Here is a 26,254-nt window from a genome sequence, read left to right as displayed (position 1 = left end):
CGCGGCCCGGGTCCGCGCGGGTCACGGTCGTCCGCACGCCCGCTCCGACCCGGACGCCCGGATGGGCTGGCCCGCTACTCCTTCCTACTCGCGATCCCGGCGGTGCTCGCCTCGGGGACGCCGGAGCTGTTCAAGATCGGCGAGGGCCCGGCCCCTGCCTGGGAGCCCACCGTCCTGGCCGCCCTGATCGACTTCGCGGTCGGCTACGCGGCGATCGCCTGGTTCCTCGAGTACATCTCGAACAACAGTTTCCTGCCGTTCGTGGTCTACCGGGTGCTGCTCGGCGCACTGATCATCGGCCTGGTCGCGGGCGGCGCACTGACCCCGGACGCGGGTTCGATCAAGTAGAACGCCGTTCCACAAAAGAGATCCGAGACGCCGGATCGGCCGGAAAAGCAGTGGGCCGGGACACCTTCACGGTGTCCCGGCCCACTGAACGGCGAGGAGCAGGGCCCTGGCGTCGCCCCGCAGGCGGGGGCTCGCAGACGGGACCTAGCGCCCGAACTCCCGGGCGGCGGTCAATCGGCCGCGGACGGCGGCGTGGACCTCGGCCTCCTCGGCCGGGTCGGCGGCGAGCCGTCGCAGCCGCTCCAGCACACGCGCGTCGCCCGTGGTGGCGACATGGCGCGCGGCGAGCTCGCGCGTGGACTCCTCGCAGTCCCAGAGGCACTCGACGGCGGGCCCCTCGGGGAAGTGCACATCGGTGACGGCGAGCGCCCGGGCGGCGCGGCCGCGCAGTTCGGAGGAGGCGGCCTCCCCGTAGATGTGGCGCAGGACCGGTACGGCGTCGGCGGCGGCCAGCCGCCCCGCACCGTCGACCAGCGAACCGAGCCCGGTACCGCTGACACCGCGCACGGACATCCAGCGGCGCAGCCCGGCGACCACCAGCGGCGCGTCGACCGACTCCCCGGCGTCGGCGAGCAGGCGGACGGCGGCCTCGCCGAGCGCGCTGTCGGCGCCCCCGCTGGCCGGGTCGGCCCAGCGGCGGGCCTGCGCCAGCACCTCGGGGCCGCGCATCCGGCCGAACAGCTCCAGCGCAGCCCGAACGATCCGGTCGTCCACGTCAGCTGCGGCAGCCTCGATCAGTTCGAGGGCAGCCGGGTCGCGTTGGTCGACCAGGTAGCGCAGGGCGGCCCGCCGGGCGCCGGTCAGACCGCCGCGGGCGGCTTCCAGCAGCACGGGACGGTCCTCGGGGCGGACCACGGCGGTCAGGCAGCGGGCGGCCGCAGCGGCGCGGCGGTCCACGGCGTCGGGCGCGGACGGGTCGTCCTCGGCCCGCACGGGCTCCGGGCGGGACAGGAAGGCGTCGGCGCCGAGGCCGCCCAGCTCGCCCTGGTCGGCCCAGACCAGCACGTCGGAGGTGGACCAGCCCGGGGTGACGCCGCTGCGGTTCATCTGGCGCTGCCAGAGGTCGAAGGGTGACTGCTCGCTCGCCGCGGCGACTCTCGGGTGGTAGGCCGCCCACAGCCGCCAGGGCCGGGGCTCGTACGCGTTGCGGATGAACTCGCGCAGCTCGGCGTCGCCCTCGGGGCCCGGCGGGAAGCGGTCCAGCACGGCGGTGCCGAGCAGCAGCAGGCCGCGGTCGTCGTCGCGCAGGGCGAGCTCGTCCAGGGCCCAGGCCCAGTTGGCACCCGTGGCGGCGTACTCGCGCAGCATCAGCAGTGCGTCCCGCCGGCCGTAGGCCGCGAGGTGGCCCAGGACGGAGAGGGCGAGACCGGTGCGGTTCTCGTCGTCGCTGACGAGGTCCTCGGCGGAGTGGAGGTGGTCCTCGATCCCGTCGAGGGAGGCCTCCAGCTCCATGTAGAGGCGGGCGTAGTAGAGGGAGCGGCTCTCGACCTGCCAGTCAGCCCGCGGATCCCTGGTGACGCACTCCTCCAGCGCGGCGATGGCCTCGGCACGGTCGGCGGCCAGCGCATGAAGCTGCCCGTCACCACGGCCTCGCTGCAGGAGGCCTAGGAGGCTGGCACTGGGTGCTATCACTGGCTCGAACATGAGGTCAGCATCCGTTGCGGCGGTCGTAGTGGCAACGGGATTTCCGTCGCCGGGGTCTCTGGTCGGTACTGCGGTGGGCGCCCGGGCGCCGGAATCACCGAAGGTTACCGCCTCGGGCCCCCTTCCGCACACAGGGCGACGAAGGCCGCTGCCACAGTGGCATATGCCAGGGGAATTTTGCCTGCGATCTGTCCAAATCGCCCACAACGGCGAGGGCGCTGTGCGACAGTCTTCTCACTACCCCCAACGACCCGCACACGGCTGGTCGCACCGAGCGATGGACCCGTCATGAACATGCCCTTAGGTGCCGCCCGCCCGCCGGACACCGCCATGGTGGACGGCACCCCGGCGGGCGCCGACGGCCCGGGCGCCGCGGGCAGCACCGACCGCGCCCGCGACGAGGCGGACGGCGGCACCGACAGCGGAACGGACGGCAGAGTGGACGGCACGGCGCAGGAGCCGTCCGGCCCCTACCTCGGCAACGGCGGCGCCGACGACCGGTTCGTCGGCTCGGCCGAGTGGGACCTGCTGACCGACGGCATTCGCTGGAACGCGGAGACCTACCTCCTCCTCGGCTGCGACCCGGGCCGCGGCCCGCTCAGCCTCGACCGGCTGCCCGACCGCCTCCCCGAGACGGACCGGCCGCTGCTGCGCCGGATGATGACCGACGCCCTGGTGCACGGCCGCCCGGCCGCCGGCACTCTGCGGATCCGCCGGACCGACGGACGGCACGACAGCGTCCAGTGCGCGGGCGAACCCGTGCTCGGCGCGGACGGCACCGTCACCGCGCTGCGGATGCTGCTCCGGCCGGCCCCGCCATTCTGAACCGCACCCCGGATCCTCCCGGGCGAGCGAGCACGCCACCCACCCGCCTCACGACGGCCGAGGCCGCGCCCCGGCCCGTCACCACCCACCTCACGACAGCCGCGGCCGGTTCTTGGCGTCCGCCGCCCGCAGCTCCCGCCCGAGCTCCGCCCGCAGCTCGTCCACGACCGGCAGCCCCCGGTACCGCGCGGTCAGCCGGTACATCTCGCGCAGCCGGTCCCAGGTCCGGTGCGAGGAGTTCTGGCCGATCAGGTTCATCACCATCTTGGCCTGGAACTCCGCCGCGTCCGGCTCCCCGGTGATCCAGTGCACCGAGGCCAGGGTGATCCGGTCGAACAGTGCCGAGCGCAGCTGACCTGTGCCCTCCCGCAGGGTGATCACCCGCTCCGCGTGCCGCTGGGCCAGGGGAGCCGCCGCCCGGTCGTGCTCGGACAGCGTGCGCAGCACCAGCGCCTGCATGCCGCGCAGCTCCGCCTCGTCGAAGACCTGCATCCAGTTCGGCGGCGGCTCCGGCGCCTCCTCGGTGAACAGCTCCTCGGCCTCGCCGAGGAGGCGGTAGGTGTCCTGGGAGTGCCCGATCGAGGCGTGCGCCCAGGCCTCGACGGTGTTGAACATCGCGCGTGTTCTGGGCAGCAGCCGACCGCCGGAGGCCTTGGCCGCCGACATCAGGTCGATCGCGTCGTCGGCCCGGCCCAGGTGCACCATCTGCCGCGCGGCCCGGGAGATCGCCTCACCGGCCCGCGGCCGGTCGCCGGCCTCCTTGGCCGCCTCGGCCGCGATCGTGAAGTACCGCTGCGCGGTGGGCTCCAGTCCCACGTCGTGCGACATCCAGCCCGCGAGCACTGCGAGGTTGGCCGCGACCAGCCACAACCGCTGCTCCACGACCGGATCGTGCCGGTGCGTCAGAAGGCCGCCCACCTCGTTGAGTTGACCGACAACGGCCTTGCGCTGGAGCCCGCCGCCGCGCGCCGCGTCCCAGGCGCGGAACACCTGCACCGAGCGCTCCAGCGACTCCACCTCGTCGAGCCCGACCGGGCCCGCGTCGTACACGTCCACCACCGGGCGCGCGCCGCCCCCGGTGACCACCTGGCGGGGCCCGGGCACCGAGGCCGCGTACGCGACCGCGTCCCCGCCCAGCCAGCCCTTCAGCGAGTCGGCGATGACCGCCCCGGCCGTGAGCGCGGCTCCCGCGCCCACCAATCCACGTCGGTTCAGCATGAGGTCCATTCCCGTGAACTCGGTGAGGACCGCGGCTGTTCGCTCCGGCGACCATGGCGCTGCTGCGGACGGCTCCGCTCCGGACCTGGTGGGCCGGTGTCGTTCCAGACCGAGGTCCTCAGTGGTGACGACACGTCCGAGCCGCTCCGTGAACACGGCTGCCAGCACCCTCGGCACCGGATCGCGCGGGATCTCCCCCCGCTCGATCCAACGCCGTACCCTCGACGTGTCGGTGGACAGCTGCTGCTGCCCCATCGCGGCACCCCGACGGTTGACCAGCCGCGCCAACTCGCCCTTGGACCATCCGGTCAGGACGAACAGATCGGCGAGTCGGGTGTTGGGTCCCCTGCTCAATGAAGCCCCCAGGTTCCTCGGCTTCCTCCGAGGCTAGAGGCTCCGGCAAGTGCCAGGCGAGCATTCGCCACCGTTCGCCAGGGCCCGCCAGACTACTAAGCCAGTGCCCGACGGGTGTGTTGTAGGGGTGCGCCACCTCGCCCCCTGGGTCGGGCGGCGTCCCACCTGGGTCGGGGCAGTCCCCCGACCGTGGCACGGGACGCTCCCGGTCATCACCCGAGGGGGTGGCGCGGCCGGGTGGCGCGGGGGCGCCGGGCACGGCCACGGCAGTCCGGCCGACCGCATTCCCCAGGGTGCGGACGGCCGGAGCACTGCCGAACAGGGGTTCCGACCCCGCGTCCGTGCCCGGCGCCCGCGCACCACCCACCGACCGAAGCAGGGCCGCCGTCGCACCAGGAAGCACACGGCACCGGCCCTCCCCCGCCCCGCGGGGTAACCCGCCGACGGACCGGAAGGGACCACCCTCAGCCCATGTACTCCTCAGCGACGACCCCCACGCCGACCGCGACCCGCACCGCGCTGCGCCCCCCCACCGCAGCCGCCGGCCGTCCCGGCCCGAAGCAGGTGCCCCCGGCGAGCCGCCCGGTGGCTCCGCGGGGCACCGAGGGCCGGTCCACGGACGCCCGGGTCCCGGCCGGCCGTACGGCGCTGGGACTGAGCGGCCCGGTGACCGCCCCGCCGGCCGGCCACCGCCTCCCGCTCGCCCGCCAGGCCGACGGCCAGGTGCTGCGGGCCCGTCGGCCCGGCCAGCCCGCCGCGCCCGAGCGGATCGACCCGTCGGCGCTGCAGACCCCGGCGGTACGGGCCGCGCTGGCGAGCGTCGCGCGGATATGTCCGGCGTTCACCCCGCGCCAGGTCCTGCGCGAGGGCAGCCGCCACATCCTGGTGGCGGGCACCATCGGGCGGGCCCCGGTGGTCGCCAAGTGCCTGGCGCCGCAGGCGGTGCGGAGTGAGTACTTCGAGCAGCTGGTGGCCGACTTCCACCACGAGGTCGCGGTCTACCGGGCGTTCGTCCGGCACCGCCCGCCGGTGCGGCTGCCGCGGCTGGTCGCGGCCGACCACGACCGCTGCGTGCTGGTCATGGAGCGCGTTCCCGGCCGGCCCGCCGCGCGGGAGCGGCACCCGGTCAACGCGCCCACCCCGGGCGAGGTGCGGGCGCTGCTCGGCGCGGTCCGGACGCTGAACCTCTGGCGGCCGCCGAGCGACGTGTTCCAGCCACGCCTGGACTACCAGTTGGAGATCGCCCGCTACCACTCGGTGGGCCAGCTCACCGACCGGGACGCCGGCGACCTGCGCGGCCTGCTGCACGGTCTCAGCCACACCCCGCTGCAGCTGTGCCACGGCGACGCCCTGCTCAGCAACATGCTGCTGGCGCCGTCCGGCCCGGTGCTGGTCGACTGGGAGCAGGCCGGCTGGTACCTGCCGGGCTACGACCTGGCGGTGCTGTGGAGCGTGCTCTCCGGCGACACGGCCGCCCGCCGCCAGATCAGCCAACTCGCCCAGAGCGGCGGCACGCTGGCCCGGGACGCGTTCCTGGTGAACCTGGTGCTGGTGCTGATGCGGGAGATCCGGCTGTACGACGTGCCGGGCGCCGGCGAGGAGCAGCGGATCATGATCCGCCGGCTCTACGACGACGCCGCGCTGGCCCGTCGGGCCGTCCGGGCCGCAGTCGGGACCCGCTGAACCGGCTTGCAACGGCACGGGCTTGTCAGGGCCGGGCGCCGCGCTCCAGGGCGGCCCGGCCGGCGGCCTCCAGGACGGCCTCCTCCGGCGCCAGGTGCACCCGGCTGCTGAGCACGTCCCGCAGGTAGCGCTCCAGCGGGTGACGTCGGCTCAGCCCCGGGTTGCCGGTGAGCGCGACGGCCTGCTGGACCGCCGCGGTGGCGGCCCGGGTGGCCAGCACGTGAGCCGGACCGGTCCGGGCCACGGCGTCCGGCTCGCCCCGGTCCACCCGGAGGGCCAGGCCCTCGACCAGCTCCTCGGCGCCGATCAGTTGGGCCTCGATCTCGCCGAGGGCGCAGTGGTAACGGGGCAGAGTGCCGAGCGGTTCGGTCAGATTGGCCGGAGTGCGCTGGTCGAGGAAGCGAACCAGCCAGGATTCGGCGGCCCGGGCGACCCCGATCGCCACTGCGGCGAGGGCCAGATCCTGCCAGGCGCGGGAGAGTTCGGTCTCCGGCCCGTCCTCCTGCCCGGGGCCGGGGGCACCGAGGCCGAGTGCCAGTTCGGCCGGCACCCGCACCTGGTCGAGGACCACGTCGTGGCTGGCGCTGGCCCGCAGGCCGAGCTGGTCCCAGGTCGGGTCGATCTCCAGGCCCTCGCTCTCGCCGCGGACCAGGAAGGTGCCGATCCTCGGCTCGGGCTCGTCGGTCCGCGCGGTGACCGCCATCCAGGCCAGTGCCTCGGCGCCGGTGCAGTAGGTCTTCCGGCCGGTCAGCAGCCAGCCGCCGCCGTCCCGTCGGGCCACCGTCCGCGGCAGTCCGCCCGGCTGGCCCCCGGGCTCCGCCCGGAGGGTGTTGACCAGGGCGGGCCCGCGCCGGGACTCGGTGAGCAGCCGCCGGTAGCCGGCCGTCGGCCAGGTCGCGCGGCGGGCCTGCTCGGCGTGCCGGAGCAGGGTGAGGGCGGTGACCACGGCCACCGAGGCGTCGCCGCGGCCGAGTTCGGCGAGCACCCGGACGGTGTCGGCGAGCGTGCCGCCCGGTCCGCCGTACCGCTGGGAGACGGTCAGGGTGAGCAGCCCGGCCTCGTGGACGGCCTCGATGCCCTGGTACGGGAAGGTGGCGTCGCGGTCGTGCTCCTCGGCGCGGGCGGCGAGCAGGTCGACCACCCGGGGCAGTCCGGCCAGGGCGGCCCCGACCGCGGTGCGGTCGGGCGCGGGCGGCGCGGAGTGGCTTGAACCGGGGTGGCCGGCATCCGAGCGACCGGAACCGGTGCGGTTCGGAACCGGGTGGCCGGTAGCGGGCTGGCCGGAATCCGATGATTCAGTTCGAGAACGATCGTTCGAAGGACGATCGGTGGCAGGGCTGGTCGTCATGATGCTGGTGCCTCCGGGCGGCAGCGTGAGCTCAGCGGGTGCGTACGGCACGCCGTACGGGCGCGCGGAACCGACTGGCGGCCCCGGAGGTCGACGCACGGCCCGCCCCCGGATTCGGCGCCGACCGGGTCAGGCCGGCCGCCTGCCGCCACGGGGACGAATCCCCCTCAGCGCCCCGGACACACCGCACTGGCGGTACGCCGCAGGTCGAGATGCCTGCGACGGGTCAGCAGCGGGAGACGGCACGGCATGTCCGCGACTGTACGAACCGGTGATCGAAACCGTCAAGCAGTGCCCGGGCCTGGGGCGCGAGCCCGGTCAGCCCTGCTGGAACATGTCTGCCGGAAGCGGCTTCAGCAGCTGATACAGGTCGTCCGAAATCGGTCGGTCCCAGGACGCGATGGTGACCAGGACACCGTCACTGCGGCCGAACTGGGCGCAGAACACGCGCTCCTCGCTGACCTTGACCTTCTTCACGATCAGCAGGTCGTCCCCGAGCATGACCGGGAAGTCCTCGGCCGAGACGAACTCGACCGGCTCGTCGTTCTCCAGCGCCGCGAGCAGCTGCCGCACCTCGAAGGGCACGTCGTCGCCGGTCTCCCGAGCGGGCGAGCCCTCGGGGAGATTACCGATGAACATCGCCGGGCCCCTGCCGCCGAACAGGTCGTAGCGCAGGAAAATCCCCTGGCAGGAGCCGTCCGGGCCGGTCATCATGGCCGCACCGAAGTCGCCGGGCCAGTCTCCCGGGTCCATCGCGAGCACGTCGAAGTCCGGGCCGGCGGGCTGTCCGGAGCGACGGCGGAGAAAAGACATGGGAACATCGTACGTGCCCGGCACACCGCGCTCGCGAGGTGGGTGGGGCACCGACTCGGGACCGGCGGGAGATCGACGCTCAGAGACCAATGTTGACTCTGAGCAACCGTCCGGGCTACGTTCGGTTCAGCACGACAGCCGTTCTGGGTTTCACCCTCCGGGGGGACGGCATGTCGCAACGCGGCCCTACACGCGTATCCCTCACTGTGCACTTGTCGTGCCGAAAAGCCGAGCACCCAGCTTCGTCATCGCACACAGCACAACACACAAGCCAAAAGTTCCATGCAACAAGAGCCAGATCCGCGGGGCCCCGGCCCGTCGCTCCCGTGGATCTGCTCGGGACGCCGCCGCGTGGGGGCGTGCGGGTCCCGAGCAAAAGGTGCCGTCACCCGAGTCGCTCTCGGCTTCGGCGCCAGCCTCCCGGCGACTGCCGGCCCCTTGTGGGCCGGGACCGGCCAACGCACCCCGGTGCGCAGGGGATGACTGGGAGGATGGCCTGGCAATACTGCCGGGCCGCACAGCAGGCGCCGTGTCTGGCCGCGTGGGGGCGGTGGGCACGGCGTCTGCCTGTGCTCATACTCTGAGCTGCGTTTGTCTAACAGTCAACAGAAATTCTGACGGGTCACGCTCAAAGAATCATCAGTCGTGATGTTCGGTGCCGAAATCAGCTGCCGAACCACCCGCGGAGCGGACCCGTTCACCGCGCACTTCCGTGCCGGAGGGGTCCGCTCCGCGGGTACGTGTCGGCGCCTCAGGTGAGGTCGAACTCGCCGTCCCGGGCACCGAGCACGAAGGCCCGCCACTCGGCCGGGGTGAAGACCAGGATCGGACCTTCCTCCTGGCGGCCGTCCCGCATCCCGATGTACCCGTCCACGAAGGCGATCTGGACGTCCCCGACGCCCTGGCTGCTGCACAGCCACTCGGCCCCGGTGAAGTCCACCTTCGGCTTCCCGTTCGGCGCGAGCTCCGGCTGGACGCCGGCCTCCTCGATGTCCGTCCCGCTGTTCACTGCCACTGACCGATCTCCTCCCGACGGCATTCCATGGCCAGCCTAGCCACACCGCCCGGGCCCGGTCAGCGGGTTGACGAGGACTCCACCGGGTGGGGAGGCGGGGCCTCGCAGGAGCGCCGCCGGAGCAGCGGTCGAGGCTCCGTGCCGCCCGCCGCCCTCCTCATGGCCCGGTCGGGTCCCGGTCGGGTCCCGCTGGGGCCCGCTGCGGCTCGTCCGGGCGCGCCGGAGGCGTGTCCCGAGCGACGGGGGCCGGGGGCAGCTGCCAGAGTGCTGCCAGGGCGCGTACGGCCCCGAACCCACCCCCCAGCCCACGACCCCGCCTTAGGGAGCAGCCGATGAGCCGCCGGGACGGCACCCGCGCAGACGTCATCCCCATCTCCGACGCCCCCTCGGCCCACCCCCCGGCGCCCCGCACCCCACCCGTGCCCACCCCGCGACCCCGACCGACCCCCGCCCGGCCGGCCGCGCACGGCCGGGTCGGGATCGTCCTGGTCTCGCACAGCCAGGAACTGGCCACCGCCGTACGCAACCTGGCGCTCGCTTTGACCGGATCCGACTCCCCCGCGCCGGTCGCCGCAACCGGCGGCAATCCGACTGACGGGCCGGGCATCAGCGCGGTGCTGGTGGCCGCCGCCACCCGGCGGGTCGACCAGGGGCACGGCGTGGTGGTGCTCGCCGACCTGGGCGGGGCGGTCACCACCGTCCGGGCCCTGCTCTCGGACGCCGACGAGCACGGCCTGCCCTTCCCGGTCCGCTTCGCCAACGCCCCGTTCGTGGAGGGCGCGGTGGCCGCCACGGCGACCGCCACGGCGGGCGGGGACCTGACGGCGGTGCTGGACGCGGCGGAGGAGGCCTACCGGCAGGGGAAGATCTGACGGGGCCGCGGGCTGACGGGCTTCACGGGCGTTCCGTGCCGTCCCAGCTGAAGATCGCCGGGCCCTGGCACTCCAGGGCGTGGCGCAGCCGCTCGTCCTCGGTGTCGATCATCGGCGGCAGCTCGTCCAGCCCGAACCAGCCGACCTCCAGCGACTCGTCGTCGTTCACCCGCGCCTCGCCGCCGACCGCCCGGCAGCGGAAGGTCAGCACCAGGTACTGCGTCACATCGCCGTTCGGGTAGGTGACCTGGGGCGAGACGGTGACCGAGGCGAGCAGCTCGGGAACGACCACCACCCCGGTCTCCTCCAGGCACTCGCGCACCACCCCGTCGGCGGGCTGCTCGCCGGGGTCGAGGATGCCGCCGACCGGCGCCCAGCGCCCGTCGTCGGCCCGACGGGCGAGCAGCACCCGGCCCCGGTCGTCCACGGTGACGGCGACGACGGAGCTCAGCCAGAGCGGGCGGGTGCCGACCATGGAGCGGAGTTCGGCGAGGAAAGGGGGAATGGCCATGCCGCGAGCCTATCCAGCCACCCCGGCTGATCGCCGAGGGGAGGTCACCGTGCCGGTGGTCGCCGTGCGGGCACAGCGGGGCGAGGACGGTGAGGCCGAGGAGTGGACACGGCCACACCCGGTCTGCCGCTCATCGCTTCCCTCCACGGCGCTCCGAGCCGCAAGAACCTATTCACAGTAAGGGGAGAATGAAGTGGTTGTCCGGGAATGGTGAAAGAGGGGGCGCCGGATTGCCGGACAAGATGAAATTCGGTCGATCTGACCAATTTCACTCGATCTGTTGATCTATCGCTCAACTCTCCCGTCGGGTTACAGCTCGGGTCCGGCTCCGTTCCCGCTAGAGCGTGGCGCGCCGCCGGTCACGGAACACCCCGAAGGCGATCCGGCCGAGCAGCAGGACCCCCGCCGCCAGACAGCCGGCCACCGCCATCGCCCAGGCCGGTCCGTCACTGTCCGGAACCATTACGGCCACGACGATGCCCAGCGTCAGGCAGGCCAGGCCGACCATCGCCAACGGGATCTGGTGGGTGACCAGGGCTCCACCGCTGCACGCCCGGGCCATCCGGCTCGCGCCGTGCAGGTGCAAGGGATCACGGTCCGCATCTGCCATGAGCCCAAGGTACCCCGGGCACGCGCCCGGGGCAGCCCGCGGGGAGTAAGGGATCCGGCACCCGGGGCAACCGGCCGTACGGGGGTGCTCCCGGCCTGCGGAGCCGTGTTCATGCTCCACAATCAGTCCACGAAAAATCCTCGTCCCCCCGGTACAACCATCCATGCGGGGCAGCGGTCTCAATGGCATCGAGTGATCCAGGAGCCGTTCACGGGACGGGTGAGAATCCCCCACCCCCACCAAGAACCGGAATACCCAGGGAGCGGAGCCGCCGCTTCCTGGAGTCGGAGGCCGGGCTCCGCCCTCCGGCGGGACCGCCACGCCGCTCGGCGACCGAGGGGGAACCGTTGCCGCAAACCCAGTCCACCACACCGATCTCCATCGCCCGCGCCAGGCCCGTGCCCGGCGTGCGGGCGCTGCCGCCGCCCACCGGGTGGGCGGCCGACCACTACGGCGCCGACCACCTCGGCGCCGACCCGCACCGGACGCCCGTCACCGCGGGGCACGCCGAGACGGAACGACAGGACGCGCGGGGCGAATGGCTGCGGTTCGCCCCCGTGCAACCCCTGTTCCGGGCCCGGGCCGCCCAGCGGCTCGCCGTCCTCGCGTACCACGGGGTGACCGACCACCACTCCTTCGGCGCCCAGCTCGACCGGCTGCGAAGACTGGCCACCCCGGTCTCACTCGAAGCCGTGCTCCAGGCCGTCACCGAGCGGCGGCCGCTGCCGCCGCGCAGTGTCCTGGTCACTTTCGACGACGCCGACCGAAGCGTCCTCACCCACGCCCTGCCCGCCCTCGACGCGCGGGGCATCCCCGCGACCGCCTTCGTCATCTCCGAGCTCATCGGCACCGAGCGCCCCTTCTGGTGGCACGAGGCCGACTTCCTCGCCCGCCACGGCGGCCGCGCCCGCTCGCTCGACTGCGGCCGCCCGTCCCAGCTACTCCTCCGACTCAAGGCCATGCCCGACCCGGACCGACGCCGCAGCCTGCACGAACTGCGGGCCAGCGCGGACCGCCGACCGCCCGGCCAGGAACAACTCACCCCCGCCGACCTGCTCGCCCTGCGGGACGGTGGCGTCGCCATCGGCAACCACACCCAGGGGCACCCGTGCCTCGGCCGCTGCGACGACGCCACCGTCCGCGCCGAGATCACCGGCGCCCATGAAGCCCTCACCCGCTGGCTCGGCGAACCCCCGACCGCCTTCGCCTACCCCGACGGCGGCCACGACCCCCGTGCCGAAACCGTCCTGCAGGAACTGGGCTACCGCCTCGGCTTCCTCTCCGACCACCGCCTCGGCCCCCGCCTCCCCACCCACCCCCTCCAGATCAGCCGCCTCCAGGTCGACTCCACCACCAGCACCCGCCGCTTCGACACCATCCTCTCCGGCCTCGAACCCGCCTACCGCCGCTGGCGCCGCCAAGCGGTCGCCTGACATCACCCCCCGCTGTGGGGGAAGCCACCCGGGACCTGGCTTCCCCCACGGCGGCGGACTCGCTCCGGTCCGTGCCTTGCCGGGCCGGCACAGGGCAGTCCACGCCCGACCAGCCGCTCGGCTCCTTCATGCGGCAGGCTGCGTGCCTCTCAGGCACGCAGCCTGCCCAGACGGCCCACGAGCTTCTTCGCGGACACCGATAGGAAGCCGACACCAGCGCGAGACACCGGGGGCCGGGAGGCTGTGCTCCACTCCGACACCGGCCGCGCCGGAGCAGCACCTCCCACGAGCAGGCCCGGCTCGGCCCCGGGTGGCCGACATGCCGCCCCCAGCCCGAGGCGCTCGCTGGGGACAGGCGCCACCGCGCGGCTCCCACCGAAGGCATCGGGTCCGGACGCACGTGCCGCTCAGGCACACGCCGTGCCCGAGCGGCCAGGCCCGAGGAATGGCTGATTCAGCTCGGTCTCAAGCTTCGGGAAGGCCCACCCCGTGCAGGAAGTCGGCCTGGCCGACTTCCTGCACGAACGGCCGAGAAGCTGCTGGCCGGGCGATCCGTTCGAGCCAGTCGGGGAGCCACAGTGTGAGGAGTCGGCTGGGCCGGCATTCCCGTCAGGGGATGAGGGTGGCCAGGGAGCGGCCCTGGGGGTAGAGGGCGGCGGCCTCGGGGAGGGTGGCGTGGACGCCCGCGTGGAGGACGGTGAGGGTGCCGGTGCCGATGCGGGTGGGGTCGGCGATGCGGCGGAGGGCCTGGGCGGCGACGGCGTCGGCGGAGCCGTGGAAGGTGAGGGCCGGGGAGGCGGTGGGGGCGACGGCGGCGCGGATGCGGTCCTCGACGAGTTCGTAGTGGGTGCAGCCGAGCACGATCGTGTCGGTGCCCACCGGAGTACGCGCGGCGGCGTTGGCGATGGCGGTGGTGATGGCGTCGTCGTCCCCGTGCTCGACGGCGTCCGCGAGGCCCGGGCAAGCAACCTCGGTGACTTCGGCGGTACCGCCGAAGTCGCAGATCAGGCCGCGTTGATAGGCGCTGCCGGTGGTGGCCGGGGTGGCCCAGATGGCGACACGGCCGCCGAGTGCGGCGGCGGGCTTGATCGCCGGGACGGTGCCGATGACGGGCAGTCCGGGCTCCAGTTCGGTGCGCAGGGTGGCGAGCGCGTGGACCGAGGCGGTGTTGCAGGCGATCACCAGCGCGTCGGGTTCGTACGCGGCGGCCGCCCGGCAGCAGCCGAGGGCCAGCTCGGTGATCTTTTCGGGTGTGCGCGGCCCCCACGGCATCGAGGCCGGGTTGGAAGAGAGCACCAGATCGGCGTCCGGGCGCAGCTTCCGAACGGCGGCGGCGGCGGCCAGCAGGCCGATTCCGGAGTCCATCAGTGCGATCTTCACGGGGCAAGACTTTAGTCGATCCTCCCGCCGGAGCCCGTTCTGCGGCAGACTTCCGGGGTGACCGTCCTGCTGTGGATCGCCGCGTTCTCCCTGCTGGTCTGGCTCTGGCTGGCGTGCTGCCACGGCTTGTTCTGGCGCACCGACGTGCGGCTGCCGCCGCGCCGCCCGCCGGAGCGGTGGCCGCGGGTGGCGGTCGTGGTACCGGCCCGGGACGAGGCGGCGGTGCTGCCGCTGAGTCTGCCGACGCTGCTGGCACAGGAGTACCCGGGGCGGGCGCGGGTGATCCTGGTGGACGACCACAGCTCGGACGACACCGGCGCACTGGCCGCGGAGCTGCGGACGGTGGACGGGCTGGAGCTGACCGTGACCATCCCTCCCCCGCTGCCGTCCGGCTGGACAGGCAAGCTGTGGGCGCTGCGGCACGGGGTGGAGGTGGCCGGTCCGGACGTCGAGTACCTGCTGCTGACGGACGCGGACATCGCGCACGGCCCGGATTCGCTGGCCGACCTGGTGGCCGCCGCCGAGAGCAACGGGCTCGGCCTGGTGTCGCAGATGGCCCGGCTGCGGGTGGAGACCGGCTGGGAGCGGCTGATCGTCCCGGCCTTCGTCTACTTCTTCGCCCAGCTCTACCCGTTCCGCCGGAGCAACCGACCCGACGCCCGGACGGCGGCTGCGGCGGGCGGCTGTTCCCTGGTGCGGCGGGAGGCGCTGGAGCGCGCGGGCGGGGTGGCCGCGATCCGGGGGGCGGTGATCGACGATGTGTCGCTGGCCCGGGCGGTGAAGTCCTCGGGCGGGCGGATCTGGCTGGGCCTGGCGGAACAGGTGGACAGCGTCCGTCCGTACCTGCGGTTGGAGCAGTTGTGGCGGATGGTGTCCCGCAGCGCGTACGCCCAGCTGAGGCATTCACCGCCGCTGCTGCTCGGGACGGTGCTGGGGCTGGCGCTGGTGTACCTGGTGCCGCCGGTGGCGACGGTGGCCGGGCTGGTGACGGGGGCTCCGGCGGTGGCGGCGGCCGGCGGGGCGGCCTGGGCGCTGATGGCGGGCACCTATCTGCCGATGGTCCGGTACTACGGGCAGCCGGCCGCGGCCGTGCTGCTGCTGCCGTTCACGGCCTCGCTGTACCTGCTGATGACGGTGGACTCGGCGGTGCAGCACTGGCGCGGCCGGGGCGCGGCCTGGAAGGGCCGGACGTACTCACGGGCATGAGGAAAGCCCGGCGCTCCGGGCCGGGCGGATCCATACTGCTCGGGTGGACCGTCAGCAGATCTCCCGCCTCGCCCATGCCCACCACCCGATCGCGGCGCCGCTGGCGGACGAGTCGGTGGCCCGTCTGCTGGACCGCGCGCTCGCCGGGCAGGAGTCCGGCCGGGCGCTGGACCTCGGCTGCGGCGAGGGTGCCTGGCTGCTGCGGACGCTGGCCGCCCGACCGGGCTGGCGGGCGGTGGGGGTGGACCTGGACGCGGAGGCACTGACCCGGGCCCGGGAGACGGCGACCGCGCTCGGCGTGGTGCGCCGGATCGGCCTGCACCATCTGGACGCCCGGGAGTTCACCGCCGAGGAGCCCTTCGACCTGGTGCTGTGCGTGGGCGCCACCCACGCCTTCGACGGGCTGCTGCCGACCCTCGCGGTCGCCCGTGAACTGCTGGCCCCGGGCGGCCGGTTGCTGGTCGGCGAGGGCTTCTGGGAGCGCGAGCCGTCCCGGGCCGCGCTGGACGGGCTGGGCGCGGTCCGGGAGGACTTCGCGGACCTGGCGACCACCACCGACCGGGTGCTCGCGGAGGGCTGGACCCCGGTGTACGCGCATGTCACCACGGCGCGGGAGTGGGACGACTACGAGTTCTCCTGGGCCGGTTCGCTGGCCGAGTGGGTACTGGACCACCCGGAGCACCCGGGCGCGGCGGCCGCCCGCGAGGCTGCGGACCGCCACCGCACCGAATGGCTGCACGGCTACCGGGGGACACTCGGCTTCGTCACCTATCTGCTGCGCCGCGACTGAACCATCCTACGGAGCAAGCTACTTCTGCGTGCGTGCGAGGAAGTCGTCGATCAGCGGGGCGATTTCGGGCAGCTTCTCCTCCAGCGCGAAGTGCCCGGTGTCGAAGACGTGCAACTCCGCCTCGGGCAGGTCGCGCAGGTAGGCGCGGGCACCGGCCTCGGTGAAGAACGGGTCGCCCAGCCCCCAAACCACCAGCGTGGGCGGCTGATTGGTGCGCAGCCACTCCTGCCAGGCCGGGTAGAGCTCGACGTTGGAGAAGTAGTCGAGGGCCAGTTCGACCTGGATGTCCTTGCGGCCGGGCAGATCGAGGAAGTGCTGGTCGAGCGTCCAGCCGTCGGGGGCGACCAGGCTCGGGTCGCCGGTGCCGCCCTCGTACTGACTGCGGGTGATCTCCGGGGTGAGGATCGACCGGGCGGCGCCCTCGGCGCCCGGGACGCCGCGCTTGTTGGCGATGAACTCCCTCGCCTGGTCGGAGAGTCCCTCCTCGTAGGCATTGCCGTTCTGGACCACCAGGCCGGTGATCCACTCGGGCCGGCGGGTGGCCAGGCGCAGGCCGACGGGTGCACCGAAGTCGAAGACGTACAGCGCGAAGCGGTCCAGGTCGAGCGCGAGGCAGAAGCGTTCGAGCACGTCGGCGAGGGTGTCGAAGCGGTAGCGGAAGGCGTCGGGCGCGGGGCTGTCGCTGTGGCCGAAGCCCGGGTAGTCGGGGGCTATCAGGCGGTAGCGGGTGCCGAGCGCGTCGAGCAGCCGGGCGTACTGGTGCGAGGCCGAGGGGAAGCCGTGCAGCAGCAGAAGGACGGGAGCGTCGGCCGGGCCGGTTTCACGGTAGAAGACGCGCAGGCCGTCGAGGTCGACGTAGCGGTGGTGGACGTGCGGGATCGTCAGCTCGCTCATGCTAACCATTAAACAGGATCTGAATGGTTAGACAAGGGGCGGGCTGACCACACGTCACCGGTCGGGCCGCGCTCAGCGCTTCTGCAGCTGCTCCTGCTGCACCAGGTAGTTCAGCACCTCGGGCATCGCCTCCACGCCGCCCGCCTTGGTCGGCGAGGTGCGGTACTCACCCTGGACGACCACGGTCGGCAGCTCGTTGATGCCGTAGCGGACGAACTGGGCGGCCGCGTCGTCCACCGACTCGCGCACCTCGGTGGAGCGGTAGGCCTGGCGGAACAGCTGGGCGTCGACGCCGTGGCGCACCGCCCAGTCGACGGCGGCGGCCTCGGTGGTGAGGTCGGCCCGGTCGTCGTGGATCGAGCGGAAGGCGCCGGTCTGCAGGCGCTCGACCAGGCCGAGGCGCTCCAGCGTGTAGTACAGGCGCGCATGGGCACGCTGGGCGCCCTCCTCCGGGCTGCCCGGCCAGATCGCCGGGACCCGGCGCAGCGCGACGTCCGCCCGGTGCTTCTCCGCCCAGGTCTGCAGCGGCTGTTCGAGCTGCTGGGAGTGGTCGCAGTCGTACCAGAAGAACTCGACCGCCTCGGTACGGGCGCTCTCGCGCACCGGCTGCGGGGGGTCGAGCTTGACGAACTGGACGCCCTCGGAGGGGGGTTCGTGGGACACCGCGCCGGCCTGGACGGGGGATGCGGCGATCCCGGCGGCGACGGCGAGCAGGACGGTTGACCGCAGCAGCGACTTCGAGTTCACATCGGGAAGTCTGCTGGTGACGGTTCGTTTCCGACGAGTCGGTACGGAGCGGCGGGCCCGGATTCGCCCGAACGGCGCAGCTGGGCCCGCGAACGAGCCGCCCCTCAGCGCGAGTCGGAAGCGCCGGTCCACACCTCGGCGACCAGCCGCTGCCAGTCGTCCACCACCGCGCCGAGCTCGAAGTGCTCCAGCGCGTGTGCCCGGGCGGCCGCGCCGAGGCCCGCCCGGTTGCAGGCGAGTACCTTGGCGAGTGCCTCGGCCAGGGCGAGCGGGTCCCCCGGGGCGACCAGCGCGCCGGTGGCGCCGTCCCGGACCACCTCGCGCACCCAGCCGACGTCGGTGGCGACGGCGGGCACCCCGGCCAGCGCCGCCTCGATCAGCGCACCGGGCACGCCCTCGCTGTCGCTGGTGAGCAGCAGTGCGTCGGCGGCCCGGTAGAGCGGGACGGGGTCGGGCAGGGGGCCGAGGAAGTGGGCGCGGGCGGCCGCCGGGTGGCGGGCCAGGGTCTCGCGCAGCGGGCCGTCCCCGGCGACGGCCAGCCGGACGTCGGGCAGCCGGTCGAGCACGTCGAGGGCGAGGTCGAGCCGCTTCTCCGGCGCTATCGCACCGATCCAGGCGACCAGCAGGACGTCCGCGGGCAGGCCCAGGGCGTGCCGGGCGGCGCGCCGCTCGGCCCGGCCGTCGGCGGGCGGATAGCTCTCGGCGGCACGGGAGTTGGGTATCACCCGGACCTTGCCCCCGGGGAGCTGGAACTGCCCCTCCAGGACCTCGCGCGCCTCGTCGGTGAGCGTGGTGACGGCGGCGGCGCGGTGCATCAGCGCGCCGCCGCGCAGTCTGCGCAGCCGGTTGGCGGTCCAGTAGCGGGGGTGGCCGACCGAGACGTAGACGAAGGGGGTGCGGGTGCCGGCCAGGGCGAGGGCGCAGGCGGCCAGGGTGTCGGAGCCGTGGGCGAGCACCACGTCGGCGGCGCGGGCGGCGGAGCGCAGCGCGCGCAGGGTGCTCGGACGCAGCCGGCCGGGGCCGAGGACGGCGGCGGCGCGCAGACCGGCGGTGTCGGGGCACTCCTCGTCGCAGGTGCCCGGAACGACCGTCTCCGCGGTGCACACCCCCGAAGCGACCGCACCCGACCGGGCGGGTGGCGAGGCCGGGTGCGGGGCGAGGGCGCACAGCGCGGAGGCCTGGCCTCGGCGGCGCAGTTCCCGGTGGAGGTCACGGGCGAAGTTCTGGGCACCGCCCCGGCGCGAGTCGCTGATCAGATGCAGGACGCGCGGGCGAGCTCCGGCCGAATCGGCCGCCGTGTGGTCGGGCATGGACAGACCTTGGCACAGCACCACGCCCGGTACAGCCCCTTCGCGCAACCCGGTGGTGGCCAGTGCGCCCGCGCCCGTACACCCGATGTGCGCCGAAGACCCGCCGTCGTGCGCCGGTTGCGACCGCTGTGCGCCCCGTCTCGCCCCGGGCCGCTCCGGACGGCCGCCCCTCCGCTCCGCCGCGCTCCGCCTCAAGTCGCCGGCCGGATCAAGTCGCAGGCCGTGCCGCCCGGTTGTTCGGCCGCGACGCTGCCGATAGGCCGGTACGCGGAGCGCCCGCGCGCCGCCCGGAAAGGCCGGGCACCGGTGAGCGGCCGGTTACGCGGATCGGGTGAACGCGGTTGGACCTCGGCCCGGGCCGCTCGGCAGGATGTCCACCCGGGGCGGCCCCGCTCCATCCCATCTCCCCCTTCTCCGTTCGGATTTGGAGTCACCCGGTGTTCAAGGGATTCCGCGGCTTCCTGCTGCGCGGCAACGTGGTGGACCTCGCGGTCGGCATCGTGATCGGCGCGGCCTTCACCGCCGTCGTCACCGGGTTCGTCAGCGCCTTCCTCACCCCGCTGGTCGGGGTCGCCACCGGCGCGGTCGGCGACTTCACCCAGAAGACCTTCGACGTGGGCGGCACCAAGTTCCCGTACGGCCTCTTCGTCAACGCGCTGATCGGGTTCGTGCTGGTCAGCGCGGTGATCTACTTCGCCGTGGTGGTGCCGGTCGGCAAGCTGCGGGCCCGCTTCGAGTCGGCCGAGCCGACGCCGGTCGCCAAGGTGGACTGCCCGGAGTGTCTGAGCTCGATCCCGGCCGCCGCGACCCGCTGCTCCTTCTGCACGTCCGAAATCGCCGCCCGGCCCGCCCTGCCCGCGCAGAGCCAGGCACTGCAGGCGCACTGACGGCCCCGCAGGCAGCCCCCACCGCTCGGACCGGCGCCCGGATCGCCCGCTGTGGGCACTGACGGGAAATTTATTCCCCAAACATTCACGAGCTCCCGTCGCACCGCTGGCAGGGGCTCGAATGCGCCGGCGCACGCCCTGTCCGCAAAAGTTTCTCCGCAGGGCCCACGGTCGGCCATCGGCCGGTCACCGCAAGGTCATGCGGCAGCCTCGTCCGGGTGCTGTTCGATCACTGACGGGGCGCCAGGGTTGTCCGGAACTGAGCGCCAATTTGTCCGTTCTTCCCACTTTCGAAACCTTTGTGCGAGCGAAGACTGTGTAAACACTCGAACTGCTCCCCCTCCCACTCTCCTCAGCAGGCGCATTGTGGGCTTACCGTATGCCCCATGACCTCGCCCCGCTCCTACGACGGAGTCGGCTACCCCTCTCCGTCCTTCTCCTCCGGCACGCCGATTTACGACAGCCTCGTGGCTGAGCGCGGCGTCCCGCAGATCGCACCCATCAATGTGCCGGCCGCCCTGCCGCCGGCGCTGTCGTCCGGATACGGATCAGGCCTCGCCCCGTCCTACGAGAACCGGTACGGCAACGGGTACGAGAGTGCTGGCAGCAACCTCCCCGCGCTGCCGCCCGCCCGCCTCGCCCTGGGCCCCGGCCCGAGCAGCGGCCCCTCCGCCGGCCCCGCCACGGCGTACATCCCCGCGCAGCCCGCGCCGGCGTACGCCGCCGCTCCGCAGCCGCCCGTCCCCGGTTACAGCGCCCCCCAGCCGTACCAGCGGCCGCAGCCCGCCGCCCCGGCGTTCGCGCAGACCGCCAGCGGTGGCTACCAGCCGACCGGCGGCCAGAGCTTCGGCGGCCAGAACACCTTCATCGGCCAGGGCGGCCCGCAGGCCTTCGGCGCTCAGCCGAACGGCGGCCCGGCCGGTTTCGGCCACGGCCAGCCGCAGGGCGGTCCGCAGAGCTTCGGCGGCCAGCAGTCCTTCGGCGGCCCGAACCCGGCCGGCCCCGGCTTCCAGGGTCAGGGCGGCGACCAGGGCTTCGGCGGCGCCCAGCTGCGCCCGGCCATGGCTCCGGTCGCGCCGGTCCGCCCGATGCAGCCGCAGCGCCCGGGCCCGTACGGCGAGCCCGGCAACTTCCAGGGCGGCTACCAGTCGCAGGCCCAGGGCTACTGAGCCCCTGGCACCACAGGGCCGAACCCCACCCGGCCCGCACCCGCACCACCTGAGCACCACCCGGCGACCCCTGAACGCCGGGCGAACGGAGAAACGGGTCATCCACGGACCGCCCGGAACGCCCCCCACGGCGTCCCGGGCGGTCCGTGCGCGTACGGGGAGATCCGGGGGCCGCGCGGGTGGCCGCAGCGCTGCTGGCAGGATGGGGGAATGCGCCTCACCGGACTCCACGTCTACCCCGTCAAATCGATGTACCGCCTGAGCCCGGACACCGCCGCGGTCCAGCCCTGGGGTCTGGCCGGAGACCGCCGCTGGATGCTCGCCGATCCCACCGGACGCTTCGTCAGCCAGCGCGAGAACGCCGCCCTCGGACAGATCCGGGTCGCCCTGCTGCCCGACGGCGCACTGTCGCTGACCGCCCCCGACGGCTCCCGGATCGAGGTCACCGCCCCCGCCGTCGCGGCCGGCGACCCGCTCGCCGAGGTCGAGGTCTGGGGCACCCGCTTCCGCGCCGTCGAGGCCGCCGAGAAGGCGCACGGCTGGATCGCCGAACACCTCGGCGAGTACCGCCTCGTGCACCTGGACGACCCCCGTGCCCGGCCCGTCGACCCGGAGTACGGCGAGCCCGGCGACACCGTCTCGATGGCCGACGGCTTCCCGCTGCTACTCACCACCACCGCCTCGCTGGACCGGCTCAACGAGCTGATCGCCGCCGAGCACCCGGACGGCCACGAGACCCTGCCGATGGAGCGCTTCCGCCCCAACGTGGTCGTCGCCGACTCCGAGGCCTGGGCCGAGGACGGCTGGCGCCGGATCCGGATCGGCTCGCTCACCTTCAAGGTGGTCAAGCCCTGCGGCCGCTGCGTGGTCACCACCACCGACCAGGAGAGCGGCGAGCGGCGCGGCCCCGAGCCGCTGCGCACCCTGGCCCGACACCACCGCCTGTTGCGCAAGGCCGCGTTCGGGCAGAACCTGATCCCCGAGCGCCCGGCCGGCGTCGAGGGCGACGTGCTCGGCGCGCTGCGGCTCGGCGACGACGTCGAGGTGCTGGAGGACGGAGCTCACTGGCCCGCCGACGGGCGCTGACGAGCCGGAACGAAGGAGCGCCCCGGGGCACGGCATGCGCTCCGGCTCCCCGGGCGGCGGTACGGAACCCAGGCTGTGCGCGCTCGTTGAACAAGTGGTCGGAACCTGTGGCCGCGGTGGGTGCTAGCGGTGTCCGCGCACCCGCGGGCGGCCGGAGCACCCATACAGGCGCGCTACGGTGGGGCGGACGGCCCGCGCACCCCGCGCGTACGGCCCGTTGATCGCCGGCACGAAGGTGGGGACGACAGACCGTCATGGCTGAGCACAGGGTCCGGGTCACCCAGGACAGCGCATCCCGCTGGCGTCGCCGCGCGGGCGAGTACGACACGCTCGCGGAGGCCCTGGCGGCCGCCGAACCGGGCGACACCGTGACCGTCCGGCCGGGGACCTTCCGGGAGAACGTGCTGCTGGACAAGCCGGTGACGATCGTGCCGGCCCAGGGCCCGGGCACCGTCCGGATCGAGCCGGCCTCCGGGGTGGCGCTCACCGTCACCGCCGCCGCGACCGTACGCGACCTGGTGATCGAGGGCGGCGACAGCTCCAGCCCGGCCGTCCTGGTCACCGGCCCGCAGGCGACGCCCGCGTTCAGCGGCTGCCGGGTCGAGACCCGCTCCGCCACCGGGATCGAGGTCGGCGGCGGCGCCCGGCCGAGCCTGCGCGGCTGCGTGGTCGCCAACCCCGGCGGTCTCGGACTGCGGCTGCGCGGCGAGGGGACCGCCGCCGCCTTCGAGGACTGCGAGGTCGCCGCGGCCGGCCAGGCCGGGCTCGCCGTCCTCGGCGGCGCGACCGCCGCGCTGGACCGCTGCCGCGTCCACCACACCTCCGGCGCCGGAGTGCTGCTCTCCGACCCGGGCAGCGCGGCCGAACTGACCGGTTGCGAGATCTACGAGATCCGCGGCAGCGGCGTGCAGGCCGAGGCGCAGGCCGGCGGACGACTGGTCGACTGCGAGATCCACCGGGTCACCGGCAACGGCCTGACCCTGGACGGCGAGGCCGAGCTCGTACTCACCGGCTGCCGGGTGCACGACCTGCCGGAGAACGGCGCCGACCTGCGCGGACGCTCCCGGCTCAGCCTCGTCCACAGCACCGTGCGGGACTTCGGTCGCGGGGCGCTGTCGGTCTGGGACCAGGGCACCGAGGCGGTCGCCGAGTCCTGCCAGATCCACGGCTCCACCGGCGAGTACCCGGCGCTGTGGGTCAGCGACGGCGCTCGGCTCACCCTCACCGACTGCTCGCTGCACGACCTGCCGGACGCGCTGTTCGTCCTCGACCGGGACTCCGCCGCCGTCGCCGAGGGCTGCTCGTTCAGCCGGATCCGCAGCTCGGCGGTCTCGGTCAGCGGCGGTGCCACCGTCTCCCTGGCCGGCTGCCGGGTGCAGGAGGCCGGCACCGGGCTCTGGTTCCGCGACCACGGCAGCGGCGGACAGCTCACCGGCTGCGAGATCTCGGACGTGGCCACCGGCGTCATCGTCACCAAGGGCGCCGACCCGGTGCTGCGCGACTGCACCGTGCGGGCCAGCACGGACGCCGGGGTGTACGTCTCGGCGCAGGGGCGGGGCACCTTCGAGGACTGCCGGGTCTCGCACGGCAAGGGCTTCGGCTTCCACATCATCGACGGGTGCCGCACCCAGCTCACCCGCTGCCGCACGGAGCAGAACCAGCGGGCCGGGTTCGAGTTCTCCGAGCCGGGGCCGATCACGGAGGGGTGCACGTCGGACGATGTCGGGCCGGCCGCCCCTGCGGGCGCCGCCACTGAGGTACCGGCGCCTCGGCCGGCCCGACTGACCGCCGCCGTGCCCGTGTTGGCCGCTCCTTCGGGGGCTTCGGCGGCCTCGGCTTCGTCTGCGATCGCCCCGATCCCGGACTGCCGGCCTGCCGACGAGGCGCTCGCCGAGCTGGACTCGCTGGTCGGGCTGGCGACGGTGAAGCAGGAGGTGCGCACCCTGATCGACCTGATCTCGGTCGGCCGGCGCCGCCGCCAGGCCGGGCTCAAGGCTCCCTCGCTGCGCCGCCACCTGGTGTTCACCGGCGCCCCCGGCACCGGCAAGACCACCGTCGCCCGGCTGTACGGCGAGATCCTCGCCTCGCTCGGGGTGCTCCAGCGCGGACACCTGGTCGAGGTCGCCCGGGTCGATCTGGTCGGCGAGCACATCGGCTCCACCGCGATCCGCACCGCCGCCGCCTTCGACCGGGCGCGCGGCGGGGTGCTGTTCATCGACGAGGCGTACGCGCTCGCGCCCGAGGACGGCGCGCGGGACTTCGGGCGCGAGGCGATCGACACCCTGGTCAAGCTGATGGAGGACCACCGGGACGAGGTGGTCGTCATCGTGGCGGGCTACACCGCCGAGATGGAGCGCTTCCTGTCCGCCAACCCCGGTGTCTCGTCACGGTTCTCACGCACCGTCACCTTCCCCGACTACACGGCGGACGAGCTGCTGGAGATCGCCCGGGCGCAGTGCGCGGAACACGAGTACGCGCTCTCCGAGGCGACCGAGGGCGCGCTACTGGACCACTTCGCCCGACTGGAGCGCGGCCCCAACTTCGGCAACGGGCGCACGGCCCGGCAGGTGTTCGAGACGATGGTCGAGCGTCATGCGGTGCGGGTGGCAGCGCTGGCCGACCCGTCGACGGAGGAGCTGCAGCTCCTCGTGCCGGCCGACCTGCCGACGGCGCCGCTGCCGTAGGGGTTCGGGGCGCGGTGCGGGTGCGACCGCGACGGAGGAGCTGCACGCGCCGCTGGACCCGAGCAAGCGGGTGCAGTTGGAGCAGCGGCGGGTCGAGCTGGTGCTGCGGGACGACGAGCACGACGGCGCGCCGAAGCGTACGGGGATCGACCTCGCGGGTGGGTGGGCGGTGATCCGCAGGCCGGGGGACGGCTGACGACTGACGGCGAACAGATGACAGCGAGCAGCTGACAGACCCTGAAATCCGTCAGCCGTCACCCGTTCCCCGCGCCCCGACCCACCTACCCCAACAGCCGCCGCACCAGCAGCTCCACCCGCTCCTGCTCCAGCTCCGGCCGGAGCCGCCCGCCCCGCGCCAGGGTCACCAGCCCGTGCAGGGACGCCCAGCCCACCTCCGTGAACGCCTCCGGGTCCCCCTCCCCCGCGACCTGGGCGAAGGTCCCCGCCAGCGCCCCGAACGCTTCCTTCAGCGGCTCCGGCGCGTCGGGCCACCCGAACGGCAGGTCTGTGGCCAGGGTGAACATCGCGTCGTAGAGCGCCGGATTGGCGAGCCCGAAGGCCAGGTACTCCCGCGCGGCCGCCGCGAACGCCGCCGCCGGCCCGTCCGCCTTGTCGGCGACGGCCCGCAGGTCCGCGGCCAGTTCCGCGAAGCCTTCCAGCGCGACGGCCGCGACGATCTCGTTCTTGCCCGCGAAGTGGCTGTAGAGCACGGGCTGGCTGTACTCGATGCGCTCCGCCAGTCGACGGGTCGTCACCGCGTCCCAACCTTCGGCCTCGGCCAGTTCCCGGGCGGTCCTGATGATCAGCCGGTGTCGCTCGGCACGTTCACGCTCACGGCGCTGATGAATCGACATAACCGAATCCTAGCAGCGCTAGACAAGGGAGCAACGACCGCGCTAGCTTCACTCCTATTCCTAGCGACGCTAGACAACAGAGCGGCGCCAAGCCTTCGGACCCGAGGGGGACCCATGTCCAGCACCACCCTGAGCAGCCGCAGCACCTCCGGGCGGGCCGCCCGGGCCCGCGCGCTGACCGCCGACACGCTGACCGTGCTGATCGCCCTGGGCATCGGCTACGTCGGGGTCGGCTACCTCGTCGCGCCGGACAGCATCGTCCCGGGCTTCGGCCTGCCCGAGTGGCCGCACGGCGGGGCCGCGGCCTTCTTCAGCATCAAGGGCATCCGCGACCTCGCCTCCGGCATCGCCCCACTGGTCCTGCTCCTCACCGGCCAACGCCGGGCCCTCGGATGGCTGCTGCTCGTCGACGTGCTGATCCCGCTCGACGACGCCATCACCGTGCTGAGCCACCACGGCTCCACCGCCACCGCCCTCGGCGTCCACGGCGCGACCGCGGTCGGCGTCGCCGTGGCGGCCGGGCTGCTGCTCACCGAGCACCGCAACCCTGCCGCCACGACCGAAGACTGAGGC

At 73.7% G+C, this 26,254-nt stretch carries 24 protein-coding genes and 2 pseudogenes; 13 read left to right on the top strand and 13 right to left on the bottom strand.

What is annotated here, in order from left to right; all coding sequences use genetic code 11:
* Nucleotides 1-69: 69 nt before the first annotated feature.
* Nucleotides 70-348: pseudogene (locus tag ABZW30_RS29265) on the top strand (undecaprenyl-diphosphate phosphatase); the annotation flags it as partial.
* A 144-nt stretch (nt 349-492) separates the two neighbouring features.
* On the opposite strand, the gene ABZW30_RS29260 reads toward ABZW30_RS29265, so the two are convergent.
* Entirely contained in the window at nt 493-1,992 is a 1,500-nt protein-coding gene (locus ABZW30_RS29260) for a HEAT repeat domain-containing protein (protein WP_355674199.1), read from the bottom strand.
* Nucleotides 1,993-2,280: 288 nt separating this feature from the next.
* Between ABZW30_RS29260 and ABZW30_RS29255 the strand changes: the two genes are divergently transcribed.
* Complete coding sequence (locus tag ABZW30_RS29255; protein ID WP_355674198.1) at nt 2,281-2,817, top strand: hypothetical protein; 537 nt, start codon at nt 2,281-2,283, stop codon at nt 2,815-2,817.
* A 90-nt stretch (nt 2,818-2,907) separates the two neighbouring features.
* On the opposite strand, the gene ABZW30_RS29250 is transcribed toward ABZW30_RS29255, so the two are convergent.
* Nucleotides 2,908-4,389, bottom strand: coding sequence for a hypothetical protein (locus ABZW30_RS29250; protein WP_355674197.1), 1,482 nt, complete (start codon nt 4,387-4,389; stop codon nt 2,908-2,910).
* A gap of 471 nt (nt 4,390-4,860) precedes the next feature.
* Between ABZW30_RS29250 and ABZW30_RS29245 the strand changes: the two genes are divergently transcribed.
* On the top strand, nt 4,861-6,072 hold the full coding sequence (locus tag ABZW30_RS29245) for a phosphotransferase (protein ID WP_355674196.1): 1,212 nt from the start codon (nt 4,861-4,863) through the stop codon (nt 6,070-6,072).
* 25 nt (nt 6,073-6,097) lie between these two features.
* Here the strand turns inward: ABZW30_RS29245 and ABZW30_RS29240 are convergent, their stop codons facing one another.
* From ABZW30_RS29240 to ABZW30_RS29225, 4 genes are all read right to left on the bottom strand, one after another.
* Nucleotides 6,098-7,213 (bottom strand): acyl-CoA dehydrogenase family protein, encoded by a 1,116-nt coding sequence (locus tag ABZW30_RS29240; protein ID WP_355674195.1) that lies wholly within the window; start codon nt 7,211-7,213, stop codon nt 6,098-6,100.
* Nucleotides 7,214-7,587: 374 nt separating this feature from the next.
* A complete protein-coding gene (locus ABZW30_RS29235) occupies nt 7,588-7,671 on the bottom strand; it encodes a putative leader peptide (protein WP_355211871.1) in 84 nt (27 codons plus the stop codon).
* Nucleotides 7,672-7,738: 67 nt separating this feature from the next.
* Complete coding sequence (locus tag ABZW30_RS29230) at nt 7,739-8,233, bottom strand: hypothetical protein (protein ID WP_030058989.1); 495 nt, start codon at nt 8,231-8,233, stop codon at nt 7,739-7,741.
* A 751-nt stretch (nt 8,234-8,984) separates the two neighbouring features.
* On the bottom strand, nt 8,985-9,242 hold the full coding sequence (locus ABZW30_RS29225) for a DUF397 domain-containing protein (protein WP_355674233.1): 258 nt from the start codon (nt 9,240-9,242) through the stop codon (nt 8,985-8,987).
* A gap of 338 nt (nt 9,243-9,580) precedes the next feature.
* On the opposite strand from ABZW30_RS29225, the gene ABZW30_RS29220 reads away from it, so the two are divergent.
* Complete coding sequence (locus ABZW30_RS29220) at nt 9,581-10,120, top strand: PTS fructose transporter subunit IIA (RefSeq protein WP_355674194.1); 540 nt, start codon at nt 9,581-9,583, stop codon at nt 10,118-10,120.
* Nucleotides 10,121-10,142: 22 nt separating this feature from the next.
* Here the strand turns inward: ABZW30_RS29220 and ABZW30_RS29215 are convergent, their stop codons facing one another.
* Together ABZW30_RS29215 and ABZW30_RS29210 are read right to left on the bottom strand one after the other, a co-directional pair.
* Entirely contained in the window at nt 10,143-10,631 is a 489-nt protein-coding gene (locus ABZW30_RS29215) for an NUDIX domain-containing protein (protein ID WP_355674193.1), read from the bottom strand.
* Between the two features lie 337 nt (nt 10,632-10,968).
* On the bottom strand, nt 10,969-11,241 hold the full coding sequence (locus ABZW30_RS29210; RefSeq protein ID WP_355674192.1) for a hypothetical protein: 273 nt from the start codon (nt 11,239-11,241) through the stop codon (nt 10,969-10,971).
* Between the two features lie 347 nt (nt 11,242-11,588).
* Here ABZW30_RS29210 and ABZW30_RS29205 point away from each other — a divergent pair, with 347 nt between their 5' ends.
* Nucleotides 11,589-12,674 (top strand): polysaccharide deacetylase family protein, encoded by a 1,086-nt coding sequence (locus ABZW30_RS29205; protein WP_355674191.1) that lies wholly within the window; start codon nt 11,589-11,591, stop codon nt 12,672-12,674.
* Nucleotides 12,675-13,283: 609 nt separating this feature from the next.
* Here ABZW30_RS29205 and ABZW30_RS29200 read toward each other — a convergent pair.
* On the bottom strand, nt 13,284-14,054 hold the full coding sequence (locus ABZW30_RS29200; protein ID WP_355674190.1) for an aspartate/glutamate racemase family protein: 771 nt from the start codon (nt 14,052-14,054) through the stop codon (nt 13,284-13,286).
* A gap of 66 nt (nt 14,055-14,120) precedes the next feature.
* Here ABZW30_RS29200 and ABZW30_RS29195 point away from each other — a divergent pair, with 66 nt between their 5' ends.
* Entirely contained in the window at nt 14,121-15,260 is a 1,140-nt protein-coding gene (locus tag ABZW30_RS29195) for a glycosyltransferase (protein ID WP_355674232.1), read from the top strand.
* A 43-nt stretch (nt 15,261-15,303) separates the two neighbouring features.
* Nucleotides 15,304-16,050, top strand: a complete 747-nt coding sequence (locus tag ABZW30_RS29190; protein WP_355674189.1) for a class I SAM-dependent methyltransferase — start codon at nt 15,304-15,306, stop codon at nt 16,048-16,050.
* Nucleotides 16,051-16,068: 18 nt separating this feature from the next.
* Here ABZW30_RS29190 and ABZW30_RS29185 read toward each other — a convergent pair whose 3' ends face one another.
* From ABZW30_RS29185 to ABZW30_RS29175, 3 genes are all read right to left on the bottom strand, one after another.
* The gene (locus ABZW30_RS29185) at nt 16,069-16,944 is read right to left on the bottom strand and encodes an alpha/beta hydrolase (RefSeq protein ID WP_355674188.1); all 876 of its coding nucleotides are present in this window, start codon (nt 16,942-16,944) and stop codon (nt 16,069-16,071) included.
* Between the two features lie 72 nt (nt 16,945-17,016).
* Nucleotides 17,017-17,691 (bottom strand): thiol:disulfide interchange protein DsbA/DsbL, encoded by a 675-nt coding sequence (locus tag ABZW30_RS29180; protein ID WP_355674187.1) that lies wholly within the window; start codon nt 17,689-17,691, stop codon nt 17,017-17,019.
* Nucleotides 17,692-17,795: 104 nt separating this feature from the next.
* Nucleotides 17,796-19,001 carry a glycosyltransferase family 4 protein gene (locus ABZW30_RS29175; RefSeq protein WP_355674186.1) on the bottom strand — a complete coding sequence of 402 codons (1,206 nt, stop codon included), beginning with the start codon at nt 18,999-19,001 and terminating at the stop codon, nt 17,796-17,798.
* Between the two features lie 437 nt (nt 19,002-19,438).
* On the opposite strand from ABZW30_RS29175, the gene mscL reads away from it, so the two are divergent.
* The 5 genes and pseudogenes from mscL to ABZW30_RS29150 all read left to right on the top strand — a co-directional run bounded on the left by mscL (nt 19,439) and on the right by ABZW30_RS29150 (nt 25,023).
* The gene (gene mscL / locus ABZW30_RS29170; protein ID WP_355674185.1) at nt 19,439-19,888 is read left to right on the top strand and encodes a large conductance mechanosensitive channel protein MscL; all 450 of its coding nucleotides are present in this window, start codon (nt 19,439-19,441) and stop codon (nt 19,886-19,888) included.
* Between the two features lie 386 nt (nt 19,889-20,274).
* Nucleotides 20,275-20,682 (top strand): annotated as a pseudogene (locus tag ABZW30_RS29165) (DUF6643 family protein); the annotation flags it as partial.
* A gap of 585 nt (nt 20,683-21,267) precedes the next feature.
* On the top strand, nt 21,268-22,143 hold the full coding sequence (locus ABZW30_RS29160; protein ID WP_355674184.1) for an MOSC N-terminal beta barrel domain-containing protein: 876 nt from the start codon (nt 21,268-21,270) through the stop codon (nt 22,141-22,143).
* Nucleotides 22,144-22,397: 254 nt separating this feature from the next.
* Nucleotides 22,398-24,827 (top strand): right-handed parallel beta-helix repeat-containing protein, encoded by a 2,430-nt coding sequence (locus tag ABZW30_RS29155; protein WP_355674183.1) that lies wholly within the window; start codon nt 22,398-22,400, stop codon nt 24,825-24,827.
* The gene (locus tag ABZW30_RS29150) at nt 24,736-25,023 is read left to right on the top strand and encodes a DUF6191 domain-containing protein (RefSeq protein WP_355674182.1); all 288 of its coding nucleotides are present in this window, start codon (nt 24,736-24,738) and stop codon (nt 25,021-25,023) included. The genes ABZW30_RS29155 and ABZW30_RS29150 overlap by 92 nt, the downstream gene beginning before the upstream one ends.
* Nucleotides 25,024-25,108: 85 nt before the next feature.
* Here ABZW30_RS29150 and ABZW30_RS29145 read toward each other — a convergent pair whose 3' ends face one another.
* Nucleotides 25,109-25,681, bottom strand: coding sequence for a TetR/AcrR family transcriptional regulator (locus tag ABZW30_RS29145; protein WP_355674181.1), 573 nt, complete (start codon nt 25,679-25,681; stop codon nt 25,109-25,111).
* A gap of 114 nt (nt 25,682-25,795) precedes the next feature.
* Between ABZW30_RS29145 and ABZW30_RS29140 the strand changes: the two genes are divergently transcribed.
* Nucleotides 25,796-26,251, top strand: a complete 456-nt coding sequence (locus ABZW30_RS29140; RefSeq protein ID WP_355674180.1) for a DUF4267 domain-containing protein — start codon at nt 25,796-25,798, stop codon at nt 26,249-26,251.
* The last annotated feature ends 3 nt before the right edge of the window (nt 26,252-26,254 follow it).

The organism is Kitasatospora sp. NPDC004669 (genome assembly GCF_040609455.1).
In the GTDB taxonomy this organism is placed as follows: Bacteria; Actinomycetota; Actinomycetes; order Streptomycetales; family Streptomycetaceae; genus Kitasatospora.
Note: the sequence above shows the minus strand (reverse complement) of the source record. Positions and strands in the feature narration are given on the sequence as shown.